Genomic DNA, 13,800 nt, shown 5'->3' with positions numbered 1-13,800 from the left:
AAGCTAGTAACTTCGCCAAACGCCAATCAAAATACCTTGAACTTCTACTTGAGAGGCTGGGACTTCAATGTTCTCGGATTTGCCGTTAGAAGCTTTGAGCACAACGTTTTCATCCTCTTGGTAGAAATGTTTGAGCGTTGTTCCATGATTCTCGACACGAGCGGCAACGATCGCGCCATCGGGAACTACCTCTTCGGGATTGAGTGAGCGCAGAATGGCCATATCACCTTCGGCAATGAGGTCATTGATCAAGCTATCCTCAGCCACTTTGAGAACATAGCAGTTGGGCTGCTTGATGATACTGGCTAGATCTAATTTTTCTGTGGTTTCGGCTTCGGGACGGGGTTCCACCTGACTACCTCCAGAGACTTCACCCAGAATGGGAATGCCTTTGGGTTTTTGGTGCAGAATACGAAGGGTACGGGCTTTTCCTTCTGTCCAATCAATATAGCCTTTGCTTCTTAATCGCTCTAAGCGGCTTTGAATCGGAGCAGGCGATCGCAAATTCATCGCTCGCATCATTTGGCGAATAGAAGGGGCGTGTTGGGTTGTTTCGATATACTCCACAAGCCAATCGTAAAGCTCTTGTTGAGCACGGGTCATTGATTCCATCAGAGTTATCTCCTTATATTGCTTCAGGACTCCTGAACTTTACTATAACAATATGCCTCACTTTAAGCACGCAGATACTCTTAGTATTTTATGTTAATTTTTGTTACAGAAAAGATTAAAAGGAAAATTACGGAGTTCCACGACTAAGTATTAATACGCAATTTTCCTACCCAGTCGGAAAGGCGATCGCGGTTCAGACGATAACTGAGAGGATTGGCAATTAGGCGAGCGGTACTTTCAAACAAGACCTCAATTTCGATCAAGCCGTTTTCTCTAAGGGTTTTCCCCGTTGAAACTAAATCCACAATGGCCTCGGACATCCCCGTAATCGGCCCCAATTCGACTGAGCCGTAAAGAGGTACTATTTCCACCGGTAAGTCTAAACGTCGAAAATGTTCTTGAGCGCAGTTAACAAACTTTGACGCAACTTTACCGTGAGGGGGAAGTTCAATAGAACGACGATAGGGGCTTTTTTCAGGCACGGCCACCGATAGACGACAGCTACCAAACTGAAGGTCAGCTAAATGGGCTACCGCCGGATTTTTCTCCAGCAGAACGTCATAACCCACAATCCCCAGATGGGCCTGGCCATATTCCACGTAAACAGGGACATCGTGGGTTCTCACTAACAAGGCTCTGGCGGTTTGAGTGGGATCGACAATCTGAAGTTGACGATTCTTAGGCTCTAAAAAAGCACTAAAATCTAACCCAAGCTGTTGAAAGCGATCAATACTATCCTTGAGCAAGACCCCTTTCGGTAAGGCAATAGTTAACATAAAATTTTTTAGTCAAGATAAATAAACAAATAGAAATGGCTAGGATTGCCAGTTTTGGGATTGAGTTGTCCAGTTTTCGATAATGCGTTGACGTTGGCGGGCAATGACCAGGGCATGATTAGGCACATTATTGGTGACAACCGAACCAGCCGCGACTACCACCGATTCTCCTAAGCTGACTGGCGCGACAAAGACACTATTGGCTCCTGTTTTTGTGCCATTGCCAATAATAGTCTGATGTTTATTAACACCATCATAATTAGCCGTAATGGTTCCCGCTCCCACATTGACGCGATCGCCGAGCCTGGCATCACCGAGATAGGTTAAATGGGCCACATTGGTCTTAGTTCCCAAAGACGTTTTCTTAATTTCAACAAAATTGCCAATCCGACAATTCGCGCCGACCTCTACTTCACCTCGTAAATGACTATAGGGGCCAATCCGACAGCCAGAACTAACTTGACTATCGGTGATCACAGAATAAAGAACGGTCACATCTTCACCTAGGGTGCTATTTTCAATCAAACTACCTGGCCCAATGCGACTCCCCTTACCTACCTTTGTCGTTCCCCGTAGATGACTATGGGGTTCAATGATCACATCAGGCTCTAGGGTGACAGTATCGTCAATGGTAATGGTGTCGGGATTAATTAGTGTTACTCCAGCAGCCATCCAATCATCCTTGATCCGTTCTTGAAGGACTTCGTTAGCGGCGGCCAATTGTTTGCGATCGTTGATCCCCGTAATTTCTAAATAATCGTCCACATCAACGGCCAGCACAGGGGCCAGAAAATGAACAACATCGGTGAGGTAATATTCCTGCTGATCGTTATTGGGGGTTAATTGGGGCAAAATTTCCGCTAATTTGGGCCAATTAAAACAATAAATACCGCCATTAATGCGATGGTTTTGGCGTTGAGCATCGTTACAATCACGATCTTCGACAATCTGAGTAACCAGATTATGACCATCACAGAAAACCCGGCCATAGCCTTTGGGATTGGGGAGGTTCGCTGTCAATAGGGTAGCCATACTGCCATTAGCTTGATGAGTAGCTAACAGTTTTTCTAGGGTTTCAGCCCTGAGCAGGGGAGCATCACCATTGAGAACCAGTAAGTCTCCGGTAAAATCCTTGAGATAGGGTAAGAGTTGCTGGATAGCATGGCCTGTGCCTAGCTGTTCGCGCTGTTCGACAAATTCTACATCCGGCTGGGATTGAAACTGGGCTTTAACCGCCTCCCCCTGATAACCGATAATCACTAATTTTCGTTCTGGAGCTAACCCCTGACAACTGTCTAACACTCGTTCCACCAGCGATCGCCCACCAAGTTGGTGTAAAACCTTGGGCAGAGTGGATTTCATGCGAGTTCCCTTACCCGCCGCTAAAATTGCTACTGCGACCATGCTTGTTTGTCCCAATGAGTCCGTCAATATTCACGAAACTGAGTATATCGCGTCCCGATCCCCTGCTGATTAGGATGTAACAATAGTTGGTAAATGGGAGAAATAATGGCCTGCACGATTCTCTTTTATAAACCCTACAATGTTCTTTGCCAATTTACCGATGCCGATGGTGGCGATCAACCTCGCAAAACCCTTAAGGATTTTATTGCCCTGCCTGATATTTATCCCGTTGGCAGATTAGATTACGACAGCGAAGGGTTATTGTTATTAACCGATCAGGGACTTTTACAGCACCGTTTAGCCCATCGTCAGTTTGCCCATCCCCGTACCTATTGGGTGCAGGTGGAGCGAATTCCTGCCGATCAGGATTTAGAGCCGTTACGTCAAGGGATTTCTATTCAGGATTATCAAACTCGCCCTGCCTGGGTAAATATTCTAGCCACAGAACCGGATTTACCGCCCCGTGAGCCACCAATTCGTTACCGTAAAAATGTGCCAACTAGTTGGCTAGAATTAACTCTGACGGAAGGCCGCAATCGTCAAGTTCGTCGCATGACCGCAGCAATTGGTTTTCCCACGCTACGTTTAGTCAGGAGGGCGATCGCCGTTGGTCAGGGTAAAATGGCTTTGCAGTTGAGTATTGACGGTTTGCAGCCAGGGGAATGGCGAGAACTTACCGTGACGGAAAGGCGTTTTCTAGCGCAATTGTAAAGAAAAATTCGCAGGAGCAATCAGCATGAAAGTTTGGCTAAAGGAAAATATTTTGATCATTGCAACGGAAGATTTACCTCCCTTTAAAAAAGGCGGTTCGGTGGTGCGAAATAATTATTTTTGGGCATTGAAAGCGATCGCCTGTTACGCCAGGAAGGAACAGGATTGGGAATTTGATCCAGAGGTTTGGCCAGCTTTGGCGAGAATGATCGCTTTTTTTGCTCAATCGGGTTATCTGGGGTTTTCGGAAACGATTCTGGAGTTTCCCTTAGGAGAAATCATTCCTGAGGTTTTACGTCCCATTTCCACCTGGCAATAGGATCTTTTTCAAATTTTAGCTTTAATAAAAACCTGAATTTAACGATTGGGCTGATAGTATTCATGGCTTAAAAAAGGCACAGCAACCACTTTTCCCGAAGCATTTCCTAACTGAACTTGTAAACCTTCACCACCGGCTTTGGTGCGAATATAGGCCAAACCAAAGGGCATTTCTAAGTCAGTCATACTGGTTAAAATACCCACCTTTTCTGCTCCGATGGTTACTACCGTGCCAGGCGATACGACTTCGCTTAATTGCACTCCCCACAGTCTTTGTTTAACTCCTTTATAGGTATTTAAGCGAGCAATGGTTTCTTGACCAATATAACAGCCTTTCTCAAAAGATACTGTTCGCCATAGTCCTGCTTCCAAAGGGTTATAATATTCCGTCAATTCTTGATCAGGTATCGGTCTGCCCTGCATAATGCGACAATGTTCCCAGAGGCGATCGCTGATGGTAAGAAAACCTTTTTCAAGGAGTAAATTCTCTAGCGGGGGTAGGGCTGTGAGGGGAACAATCAAGGTATAGCCAGGTAAATCGAGATCATTGCTGGCCGTTAGTAGCACTGGATCAGTCCCCAAGGGAACGGTGACAAATTGATTGACTTCAGGTAATGGAAAGTCTAGGGATTGTAAAGCTTCCGCTACGGTTGGCCCAACTAAACTCATGCAGGTAAATTGATTGGAAAGATCTGTTAACTCCACCTTATCCATTGGAAAAAGATAACGATCCATCCATTCCCACAAAAATTGTCGTCGTTGAGGAGAGGTTTTGACCCAAAGTGCATTTTCTTGTTTATAAACTCTCGTCAAATCGAGGGTTCTGCCAGTGGAATTGACAAAAACGGTATCACAATAACAACCAACCGCTAAGGCATTAATGTTATTTGTTGTTTGGTTATGTAAAAAGCGATCGCGATCGGCTCCTTTTAGTTCTAATAAACCGATTTGAGGCGGAACATAGAAGGTTCTAGCTTCCTTAATAGCAGTCAGGGTTTTAAGGTCAGTTTCTAGGGAATGGGTTGACATAACAATAGCTCCAAAGGTGTTGACAAATCATAAAATACAAAGCATTTTAAAATCTCTCTTGCTCAATCTCTCTAATACGAAATCCTCTTGCCAAAACCTGGTAGGGGTTTGGTTTCCAAATCCATAGAGCATAAGGCTTAGAAACTAAGCCCCTACATTCAATAAAAAAGGGATATGAGAACAGGATTTGGTATAATATCCTTTTTAAAGAGATAACCATTGCAGAGATAGATTAGATCTCCCCTCAATTTTAAGGCAATGATGCAAATAGTTTTTGCACAATAGCTTGAGTTTTATGATCTAGTTGATTCCAGTCAACTTCCCCTTCTTGATTAAATAAACTAGAATCAATCGTCACCGTAAATTCACGTTGATGGTCATTGTTTTCAGAAATCCAAGGTTGGGGATGATAGTCCAAAAAGCAAACTTGAAAACAGAGATCCCATAGATCCAAGGTCAAGATTTGTTCATGACGACTTAAACAAAGTTGATGACCTGGATAGGGAGAGGAGACTTCTTGATAGGTTCCTTGCCACTCAGAGGCTTCTAATTGTTTACCAAGATTATCCACAACTCGAATTAAAGCGGGCTGCATCAGGAGTTCTGCCTGTTCCCAATCTTGAGGATGCTTGAATAGGGGTTTCATGGTGGAAAATTAAATTGATTCAAATCGTTTAATGAGCATGAACATAAGCTCCTGCTTCAGGAAAAAAGGGGACGATCTCAGCTTGGATCTCCAATCCTAAATGGTGCAACATTTTTTCTAGAACCGGATCGGGGGAAAAGCGGAGGTAATCGGGGGTAATTTCGATGGGAACATGGCGATTGCCTAGGTGATAGGCGGCTCTTAACAAGGTGAGGCGATCGCCGGCGGTGACAGTTAATACAGGTTCAGGTTTAGCTTGAATTTCGATCACCACATTATTTTCAGTTTCTAAATAATCAAGATGCTTAAGCACCGTTCCCCTGGGTAAACGCAATAATAGGGATTGACCATTGGCTAATTCAAAATGATGACGACTGCGAGTGCGTTCTTCAGCCGTTAAGACAAGGGTAAGGCGAGGAAGTGAAGAGCTAAGGGCGGCGGTAGGTATTTTCTGAGTCGCAATGAGGATGGATTCTGACATCGGCTAGGTCTTATTCTGATTAATTTGGTAAGCATCCCCAAGGCTAGGGTACTTTAGAAGAAGTCCGAATTTGAATAATCATCGTTTGAATCCGTTTTTTCAGGCTAGGATTTTTTCTAGCCGCTTCCGTAATCGCATTAAAATCGGCTGGATTTAAACCACTGGTTTTGGCAATTTTTTTAGACTGATTACAGAACGAAACAACAATTACTTGAGCTTCTTTTGGCAATTTACTTAAACTATCTTTCTGATTACAAGCAATTTGAGGCGGAACTCGACCGAGGAGATTTTGAATTTTTTGATAGGTAGCTTTGCGTTCCACTTCGATCGCCAAAATGGCCTGAGCGTATTGACTAATCTGGGTTTGGCTAAATTCTTGACTGTAGGCGATCGGGGTAAACAGTAAGCGAGAAGGGTGCCAGGCGACTTCTGGAACAACACCGCAAAGAATCCCCATCGCAGCCAGTGAATTAACAATAAAAAATCGACTCAGAAACTTGTTCAAGTCGCATAGGGAATGGGAGCTAATCATCATGCGCGTTAGTCGCTCAAGGTAGAATGATATCGAAAGATTCCGACAAAGGCGTTCTTGCTTGTTTGAATTATTTTGTCTGGGATAAGTTCCTGACAAGAATTCCCTCTATTTTTGTACTCTCTTTACGGCTTGCCATGAATTTTTCCTCTTTCCCTGAAGCGGCCCGGCCGCACCCCCAGTCGATAGTCGCCTCTAAAGCTGAATCGCTCTCTGGGTCTAGATCTTTTGCCCATCTGTCGGTTTTGCTAACGGAAATGATCACTGGGTTAGCGATTCAACCCCAGGGGAATTATTTGGATGCCACTGTTGGGGCAGGCGGTCATAGTCTAGCTATTCTTCAAGCCTTTCCTGAGCTTCGTCTCACGGTTATTGATCGAGATGCCCAGGCGATCGCCGTTGTGCGGGAGAAATTTCAGAGCTTTGGTGAACGGGTCAGTTTTTGGCAAGGGAATTTTGGGGATTTTCCAGGTCAGGCTCAACAATTTGACGGCATTATTGCTGATCTTGGAGTCAGTTCTCCCCAATTGGATCAAGCAGAGCGGGGATTTAGTTTTCGTCAAGAGGCTCCATTGGATATGCGCATGGATCAAGGCCAGTCCCTCTCAGCCCAGGAGATTATTAATCATTGGCAGGAAGTCGAATTGGCCAAAATTTTCTTTGAATATGGAGAGGAAAGATTATCTCGGCGTATTGCCCGTCAGATTGTCCAAAATCGTCCTTTTTCGACTACGACAACCCTGGCAGAGGCGATCGCCCGTTGTGTGCCAGCGAAATATCGCTATGGTCGCATTCATCCTGCTACCCGTGTTTTTCAGGCTCTACGCATTGCGGTAAATGATGAGCTAGGTTCCCTCGAACGATTTCTAGCCCAAGCTCCCCAATGGTTAAAACCCCAGGGCCGTTTGGGTATTATCAGTTTCCACAGTTTAGAAGACCGTTTAGTCAAACACCGTTTTCGAGAATCTCCCTGGCTTCAGGTGCTAACCAAAAAACCGATCTTGCCGTCTTCCCTGGAACAGAATCAGAATCCGCGATCGCGATCGGCTAAATTACGCTGGGCCGAGTCCACTGGTGAAACAGAAAAGAAAATCTAAAAAGGCTATTATGATAGCTATTCCCATCATGACAAATTTGCATCCAGAAATATCCAAGTTCAAATCAAGTTAAAATAGATGGGAGCAAATCTTTCAAGCCATTGTTAACCATGACATCCTACGCATCTGCTACTGCAAGAGCCGAAATGAGTGAACTTCGGCGGCTAAAAAGCCTACTTCCACCTGAACTACAAAGTTGGGTCATGGTAGAGGGCAGCACGGAAATTAATCCGCCGTTAATTCGCTCAGAAGAGTTGGGGCGAGATGAAATCGAAATTCAAGTGGATTTGGCAAAGTGGGAAAATTTAGCGATCGATCAACGTAATTTGCTGTTCTGGCACGAAGTTGCCCGCATTCAAAACGATACCATTCCCCGTGAAGGTTGGGAGATGGCGGCCCTAGCCATTGGTTTAGGTGGTGCGGTAGGTGAGTTGTGGGTACAGGATGGTTTGTTGCTGCTTTTGGCTCTGGCCCTTTGCGGGATTTCCGGTTATCGGCTCTGGCAAAAAAATAATGGTGATAAAAAACTGAAAGAAGCGATTGATGCAGACGAAAAGGCGATCGCCCTAGCCACCCGTTTCGGTTATACCTTACCCAATGCCTATAAAAGTCTGGGCAGTGCCTTTAAAGCCATGATTGACCAAACCCCCAATCGTCGTCAACGGAAATATTATGAATCCCGCCTCCAGGCTCTCAGACAAAGTGCCGCTAAAATGAAAGCTAAAACCAAACCAGTGGGTCAAGTGTAAAGGAATTAACAAGAACTTGAGATGGCATCAATAACCAATTAACTTAGCAGACTCACTACTCATAAGAAAAGGATGGGAGTTTGGAAACTCAGCGTCTTTAGACCTGAGAGGAAAAACGACTCAGGGGAATTTATTCCCCTTGCGCTATAATTTAGGTGTGAGTAGGAACAACTATCTACGCATTGAACCCTCCTAGTGTGGTGAAATCCCAGCTAATCGAGTAAGCCTATTGAGAGGTGACACAGACAATGGCAAGCAATGGCAGGTGGGGGAGCGTACCAAACTGGCTGAGTGATGGACTCTGAAAACAAGCAAAAAAAGAAAGGTAAACACAATGGCAGCACCGCGAGGTAGTTGTTTTGAGTGATAGAGGTGCTTTGACTACACCTTTGAGGCTCAAACTTTGGGCTATTCAAGAATCTCAGTGTCTTCAGACCTGAGAGTGTCAAATTGATTTTGGGTTAATTCATGACATTAGAGCCTCCTGCGTCGGATTTTGCGATTCGCTTTGTAGATCAAATACCCGTCATTACCATTCCTCGACGCTTAACCGTTCTTGAGGCAATCCGGTTTAAAGAAGTTTCTTGTCATCTGTTAGAAACGGATCTAACTTCTGCTTGGTTAATCCTGGATTTTAGTCTGACTCAATTTATGGACAGTAGCGGTATTGGCTCCCTGGTTCAGATTTTGAGAGTTGCTAAAAGTAAAAATATTCAATTAGTCTTGCTCAAGGTTAATCCCAATGTCATGTCGGTATTATCCATGACTGGACTGGATCGAGTTTTTACTCTTCAAAATAGTCTAGATCCTCTATTCTCTACGACGCTTCCACCTCATCAGCCGGATGCCAACAGTGCAAAAATAATCGCCGGTACTGGTACTGGTGGCTTACAACCCCCTAAAACCCATCCTTCCATTCGTTCTGGTCTGAAGCGCGCTGTCGATATTGTGGGAGCGTTAGTCGGTTTAAGTATCACGGGGCTGATTTTCATTCCGATCGCGATCGCTATCAAATTAGATAGTAAGGGGCCGATCTTTTTTGCCCAAACGCGCTGTGGTTGGCTGGGAAAAACCTTCAAAATGCTCAAATTCCGCTCCATGTGCAGAAATGCGGAAGCACTAAAATCACAAGTCCCGAATGAGGTGGAGGGGGCAATTTTCAAAAATAAAAATGATCCTCGTATTACCAAAGTGGGAAAATTTCTCCGACAAACTAGTTTAGACGAATTGCCTCAGTTTTGGAATGTTCTAAAAGGAGAAATGAGTTTAGTGGGGACAAGGCCACCCACCCCAGAAGAAGTGGATAGTTACGAAGTACCAGCCTGGCAACGTTTAGATGTGAAACCAGGGATGACGGGAGAATGGCAAGTGAATGGCCGCTCCAAAATTCAAAATTTTGAAGACGTAATTAAATTAGATTTACGTTATCAAGAGAACTGGAGTCATTGGTATGATTTACAGCTCATTTTAAAAACTATTTTCATCCTTTTTCATAAAAATAGTGGTGCAGTCTAACGATTTTTCCGACCCGAACTCTTCTTCTTTCCGACAGTTACGCCTAGAGGTAAACTCGGAAATGTTTCAGTTGTCCTATATTTTAGATCGTTTTCATCGTTACTTTGAAGATTATCTACAAGAATATGATCTCAATATTATCAAGTTAATTCTGTCAGAAGCATTTACAAATATCATCAAATATGCTCATCAAAACTTATTGCCTGAAACCCCCATTGAGATTGAAATCAGTTTGTTAGAAACAGTGATCGAAATTAAAATCTGGGATTTTGGACTCCCCTTTGCCTTTGAACAGGAGTTAAAAAAAAGGAAGCTGATTATTAAAGAATGGAGACAAAAAATACAGGCGATTCGTAGTGGTTATCCCGACGACCTGAAAACTCAAGAACGACTCATTAATGAAGCGATTATCAATGGTGAAATTATTATCCCTACCGGCTGCAATGGTTTATTTTTGATGGAGCAAAATACAGATAAAATTTGCTACATTCGAGAGGGAACCCAAAAGAATTGTTTGATAGCCAGTAAAGCAATTAGTTTACGTCCTGAAGCTCCTCTTATGAATCATCCCGATAGTTTACGAATCCTTGCCCAAAAAACTCGTCAGGCGGCCTTGGCGCTGGGATGTCTTTCCCTGGCTGATCGTAATCAAGCGATCGCGGCTATGGCAGAGGCTTTAAGGGTGGCCAGTCCCCAAATTTTAGCAGCCAATCAAGCCGACTGTGAAGCAGCCCAAGGTGAAGGCATTAGTAAACCGCTTTATGATCGCTTAAAACTGAGTGAGAGCAAATTACAAGCGACGATTGCTGGGGTGGGGGATGTGGAAAAATTGGCCGATCCCCTGGGCGCGATCACACTGCATCGAGAATTAGACGAAGGATTAGTTCTCAAACGAGTGGCTTGTCCCTTGGGAGTGTTGGGGGTAATCTTTGAAGCTCGTCCTGAAGCTCTGATCCAGATCAGTAGTTTGGCGATTAAATCAGGAAATGGTGTCATTCTCAAAGGCGGCAAAGAAGCCCTTCGTTCCTGTCAGGTATTGGTAGAAATCATTAAGCAAGGATTAGCCACAACAAACGTTGATCCTGAGGTGATTCAACTCCTCACCACGAGGGCAGAAATTCGTGAATTATTAACCCTAGATGATTATGTGGATCTGATTATTCCTAGAGGCTCTAACGAATTTGTCAGATATATTCAAGAAAATACTCGTATTCCCGTCTTAGGTCATGCGGATGGTATTTGTCATCTGTATTTAGATGAAGCAGCCGATTTTACCAAGGCGATCGCCATTACCGTCGATTCTAAAAGCCAATATCCTGCGGCCTGTAATGCGGTGGAAACCTTGCTCGTTAATCAAGCCATTGCAGCTACTCTGTTACCCCAACTGGCCCTAGCTCTACAGGAAAAACAGGTCGTTTTAAAAGGAGATCCCATTACTCAAACACTCATTAATTGTGAGGCAGCAACAGAGGAGGATTGGCGTACCGAATATAGTGATTTAATTCTTGCTATTAAAGTCGTTGATTCTTTGGCCGCTGCCATTGAACATATTCATACCTACGGCTCTAAACATACTGAGGCGATCGTCACCGAAAATCAGGAAACTGCCCAACTATTTTTAAATCAAGTGGATGCGGCGGGCGTTTATCACAATTGCAGTACTCGTTTTGCCGATGGTTTCCGCTACGGTTTTGGAGCAGAAGTGGGAATTAGCACGCAGAAAATGCCGCCCCGTGGCCCCGTGGGCTTAGAAGGTCTTGTCACTTACAAATATCAACTTCAGGGCAATGGTCAAATTGTTGCTCACTATAGTGGTTCAGAGGCTAAAGCTTTTAGCCATCGAGATCTGGAACTTTAGGAGGGTTTAAGGCGATCCGCCTTCGGGTTTAAATTAATAGGAATCTTGAGAGCTTTTCTGTTCCTTTTCCTGTTCCCTTTTCATCTGTAGAACGCAATCCTGGCCCATACCGATCAACAAACCAGCGATCGCCCCAATCCAGACAAATTTATGTGTATATAACTGTTCGTAAGCTTGACTGTTATAACGATAAATTTGGCTGTTGCCATGACGATTCAAGGCTAGATAACCGGCCCCATAGCCAATCATGGCCCCAATTAACGCAGAAATTATCCCTGAGGCAAAGACGGTTCTCGGATTAATCATCGTTTTTTCACTCCGAAGGTTAAGGACAACAAAAAAACAGACTTAATGGCTTCAAATCCAGGTTTAATGCCCAAACCAGATATAGGCCAACCCCAAAAGCGTTACCAGCATTAAGATATGGTTCATCCAATCATCAACATTCCACTTTTTAAACATTTTTAGCTGATAGAGGTGAAAGATTTTGAGCTATTTTTTTGTTTAAGCCTAGGATAACCGTTTTTAATTGTTTTTGCTTAAATATCTAGGCGTTGGTAAATTTGCTCTAAATTTTTCAAATGTTCTTGAGGATCAAAACAAGTGGTGATTTCTGCGGGTGTTAGGTATTGAGTGATTTTGGGATCTTGACGAATCAAGGCTTCAAAATCGCCACCTTCTTGATTCCAGGCTTGATGGGCAGAACCCTGAACAACTTGATAGGCCGCTTCTCGGCTCATGCCTTTTTCCACAAGAGCTAACAGCACCTTCTGACTAAAAATGACTCCTCCATAGACATTCATATTGCGCTTCATGTTTTCGGGATAGATGAGCAGATTTTTGACTAAGTTGGTCATCTCTTGCAACATAAAGTGGGTCAAAATGCAGCTATCGGGAAAGACCACCCGCTCTACTGAACTATGGGAAATATCCCGTTCATGCCAAAGAGCCACATTCTCTAACGCAGCCACTGCATGACCACGAACAATTCTCGCCATTCCCGTTAAGCGTTCGGAGCGAATCGGATTGCGTTTATGGGGCATGGCCGAGGAACCCTTTTGTCCTTTGGAAAAGTACTCTTCCACCTCCAATACATCAGTGCGTTGCAAATTGCGAATTTCTACGGCAAAGCGTTCTAATGAGGCTCCTAATAAGGCCAATTGCTGAACATATTCGGCATGACGATCGCGAGAGATAACTTGAGTAGAAGCTGTGTCAGGTTCTAGTGCTAATTTCTGACAGGCGATCGCTTCTACCCTGGGATCAATATTGGCATAGGTTCCCACCGCCCCTGATATTTTACCCACAGCAATGGTTTGTCGTAAACGCACCAGGCGATCGCGGTTTCTGAGAACTTCAGCTAACCAACCGGCTAGTTTAAAACCAAAGGTAATCGGTTCAGCATGAATACCATGAGAACGACCAACCATCACCGTATAGCGATGTTGCTGGGCTTGGTAACGTAAGGTTTGAATGAGATCTTCTAAGCGTTCTAGGATGAGGTCTAAACTGGCCACTAATTGTAGGGCTAGGGCAGTATCTAAAACGTCAGAACTGGTTAATCCGAGATGAATATAACGACCGGCATCTCCGACATATTCATTGACATTGGTGAGAAAGGCAATCACATCATGGCGAACTTCTGCTTCAATTTCGAGAACCCGTTGGGGGTCAAAATTGGCCTTAGCCTTAATTTCTTCCACTGCTGCTGCGGGAATATACCCCAACTCTGCCTGGGCCTCACAAACAGCAATTTCTACATCTAACCAGGTCTTGAGTTTATAGGCATCAGTCCAAAGGTTGCCCATCTCAGGCAGGGTATAACGTTCAATCACAAGACTACTCTCAATATTACCGTCTTATTTTACTATTCTTAAGGACGGCGATCGCGACAGTTTTAGGATTCTGTAACAAAACTGAATATGGACTGAAGATATTTAGACAAAATTTTTCCTTGCTGTAAAATTTTCGTTGATTACATCTGACGCGAGCTCGAAAGCCCTATCGTACCGTTTCACAGGATAATTTATCAACGCATTATTTACAGGTAGAAAAGTTCCATGAGGTTGAAA

General features: G+C 44.1%; 15 protein-coding genes and 1 pseudogene. 7 read left to right on the top strand and 9 right to left on the bottom strand.

Annotated features, from left to right (window positions below; genetic code table 11):
• Positions 1-3: 3 nt before the first annotated feature.
• The 3 genes from lexA to glmU all read right to left on the bottom strand — a co-directional run bounded on the left by lexA (position 4) and on the right by glmU (position 2,792).
• Positions 4-612 (bottom strand): transcriptional repressor LexA, encoded by a 609-nt coding sequence (gene lexA, locus KA717_24630; GenBank protein UXE59115.1) that lies wholly within the window; start codon positions 610-612, stop codon positions 4-6.
• 143 nt (positions 613-755) lie between these two features.
• The gene (gene hisG / locus KA717_24625; GenBank protein UXE59114.1) at positions 756-1,388 is read right to left on the bottom strand and encodes an ATP phosphoribosyltransferase; all 633 of its coding nucleotides are present in this window, start codon (positions 1,386-1,388) and stop codon (positions 756-758) included.
• A gap of 39 nt (positions 1,389-1,427) precedes the next feature.
• Positions 1,428-2,792 carry a bifunctional UDP-N-acetylglucosamine diphosphorylase/glucosamine-1-phosphate N-acetyltransferase GlmU gene (glmU, locus tag KA717_24620; GenBank protein UXE59113.1) on the bottom strand — a complete coding sequence of 455 codons (1,365 nt, stop codon included), beginning with the start codon at positions 2,790-2,792 and terminating at the stop codon, positions 1,428-1,430.
• Positions 2,793-2,897: 105 nt separating this feature from the next.
• On the opposite strand from glmU, the gene KA717_24615 reads away from it, so the two are divergent.
• Entirely contained in the window at positions 2,898-3,503 is a 606-nt protein-coding gene (locus KA717_24615) for a pseudouridine synthase (protein ID UXE59112.1), read from the top strand.
• Positions 3,504-3,528: 25 nt separating this feature from the next.
• On the top strand, positions 3,529-3,822 hold the full coding sequence (locus KA717_24610) for a hypothetical protein (protein UXE59111.1): 294 nt from the start codon (positions 3,529-3,531) through the stop codon (positions 3,820-3,822).
• A 38-nt stretch (positions 3,823-3,860) separates the two neighbouring features.
• On the opposite strand, the gene KA717_24605 is transcribed toward KA717_24610, so the two are convergent.
• The 4 genes from KA717_24605 to KA717_24590 form a co-directional block, all read right to left on the bottom strand.
• The gene (locus KA717_24605; protein ID UXE59110.1) at positions 3,861-4,850 is read right to left on the bottom strand and encodes a folate-binding protein; all 990 of its coding nucleotides are present in this window, start codon (positions 4,848-4,850) and stop codon (positions 3,861-3,863) included.
• Positions 4,851-5,100: 250 nt separating this feature from the next.
• The gene (locus KA717_24600; protein ID UXE59109.1) at positions 5,101-5,496 is read right to left on the bottom strand and encodes a hypothetical protein; all 396 of its coding nucleotides are present in this window, start codon (positions 5,494-5,496) and stop codon (positions 5,101-5,103) included.
• Positions 5,497-5,524: 28 nt separating this feature from the next.
• Entirely contained in the window at positions 5,525-5,977 is a 453-nt protein-coding gene (ureE, locus tag KA717_24595; GenBank protein UXE59108.1) for an urease accessory protein UreE, read from the bottom strand.
• A gap of 43 nt (positions 5,978-6,020) precedes the next feature.
• Positions 6,021-6,434 (bottom strand): DUF4168 domain-containing protein, encoded by a 414-nt coding sequence (locus KA717_24590; protein ID UXE59107.1) that lies wholly within the window; start codon positions 6,432-6,434, stop codon positions 6,021-6,023.
• A 332-nt stretch (positions 6,435-6,766) separates the two neighbouring features.
• Between KA717_24590 and rsmH the strand changes: the two genes are divergently transcribed.
• The 5 genes and pseudogenes from rsmH to proA all read left to right on the top strand — a co-directional run bounded on the left by rsmH (position 6,767) and on the right by proA (position 11,728).
• Positions 6,767-7,606, top strand: a complete 840-nt coding sequence (gene rsmH, locus KA717_24585; GenBank protein UXE59106.1) for a 16S rRNA (cytosine(1402)-N(4))-methyltransferase RsmH — start codon at positions 6,767-6,769, stop codon at positions 7,604-7,606.
• A gap of 110 nt (positions 7,607-7,716) precedes the next feature.
• Positions 7,717-8,355 (top strand): DUF3318 domain-containing protein, encoded by a 639-nt coding sequence (locus KA717_24580; GenBank protein ID UXE59105.1) that lies wholly within the window; start codon positions 7,717-7,719, stop codon positions 8,353-8,355.
• A 468-nt stretch (positions 8,356-8,823) separates the two neighbouring features.
• Positions 8,824-9,870 (top strand): sugar transferase, encoded by a 1,047-nt coding sequence (locus KA717_24575; protein ID UXE59104.1) that lies wholly within the window; start codon positions 8,824-8,826, stop codon positions 9,868-9,870.
• Between the two features lie 61 nt (positions 9,871-9,931).
• Positions 9,932-10,333 (top strand): annotated as a pseudogene (locus KA717_24570) (ATP-binding protein).
• Positions 10,334-10,429: 96 nt separating this feature from the next.
• Complete coding sequence (proA, locus tag KA717_24565) at positions 10,430-11,728, top strand: glutamate-5-semialdehyde dehydrogenase (protein ID UXE64773.1); 1,299 nt, start codon at positions 10,430-10,432, stop codon at positions 11,726-11,728.
• A gap of 33 nt (positions 11,729-11,761) precedes the next feature.
• On the opposite strand, the gene KA717_24560 is transcribed toward proA, so the two are convergent.
• Entirely contained in the window at positions 11,762-12,034 is a 273-nt protein-coding gene (locus KA717_24560) for a hypothetical protein (GenBank protein UXE59103.1), read from the bottom strand.
• A 233-nt stretch (positions 12,035-12,267) separates the two neighbouring features.
• On the bottom strand, positions 12,268-13,563 hold the full coding sequence (gene purB / locus KA717_24555) for an adenylosuccinate lyase (GenBank protein ID UXE59102.1): 1,296 nt from the start codon (positions 13,561-13,563) through the stop codon (positions 12,268-12,270).
• Between the last annotated feature and the right edge of the window lie 237 nt (positions 13,564-13,800).

It is taken from the genome of Woronichinia naegeliana WA131 (genome assembly GCA_025370055.1).
GTDB lineage: Bacteria > Cyanobacteriota > Cyanobacteriia > Cyanobacteriales > Microcystaceae > Woronichinia > Woronichinia naegeliana.
This window is presented reverse-complemented; position numbering and strand designations above follow the sequence as displayed.

Bases quoted from the DNA above. Each gene is read 5' to 3' on its own strand.
- KA717_24575 (UXE59104.1), top strand. From the start codon at position 8,824: ATGACATTAGAGCCTCCTGCGTCGGATTTTGCGATTCGCTTTGTAGAT.
- KA717_24615 (UXE59112.1), top strand. From the start codon at position 2,898: ATGGCCTGCACGATTCTCTTTTATAAACCCTACAATGTTCTTTGCCAA.
- KA717_24610 (UXE59111.1), top strand. From the start codon at position 3,529: ATGAAAGTTTGGCTAAAGGAAAATATTTTGATCATTGCAACGGAAGAT.
- KA717_24590 (UXE59107.1), bottom strand. From the start codon at position 6,434: ATGGGGATTCTTTGCGGTGTTGTTCCAGAAGTCGCCTGGCACCCTTCT.
- rsmH (UXE59106.1), top strand. From the start codon at position 6,767: ATGATCACTGGGTTAGCGATTCAACCCCAGGGGAATTATTTGGATGCC.
- hisG (UXE59114.1), bottom strand. From the start codon at position 1,388: ATGTTAACTATTGCCTTACCGAAAGGGGTCTTGCTCAAGGATAGTATT.
- KA717_24605 (UXE59110.1), bottom strand. From the start codon at position 4,850: ATGTCAACCCATTCCCTAGAAACTGACCTTAAAACCCTGACTGCTATT.
- lexA (UXE59115.1), bottom strand. From the start codon at position 612: ATGGAATCAATGACCCGTGCTCAACAAGAGCTTTACGATTGGCTTGTG.
- ureE (UXE59108.1), bottom strand. From the start codon at position 5,977: ATGTCAGAATCCATCCTCATTGCGACTCAGAAAATACCTACCGCCGCC.
- proA (UXE64773.1), top strand. From the start codon at position 10,430: ATGAATCATCCCGATAGTTTACGAATCCTTGCCCAAAAAACTCGTCAG.
- glmU (UXE59113.1), bottom strand. From the start codon at position 2,792: ATGGTCGCAGTAGCAATTTTAGCGGCGGGTAAGGGAACTCGCATGAAA.
- KA717_24600 (UXE59109.1), bottom strand. From the start codon at position 5,496: ATGAAACCCCTATTCAAGCATCCTCAAGATTGGGAACAGGCAGAACTC.
- KA717_24580 (UXE59105.1), top strand. From the start codon at position 7,717: ATGACATCCTACGCATCTGCTACTGCAAGAGCCGAAATGAGTGAACTT.
- KA717_24560 (UXE59103.1), bottom strand. From the start codon at position 12,034: ATGATTAATCCGAGAACCGTCTTTGCCTCAGGGATAATTTCTGCGTTA.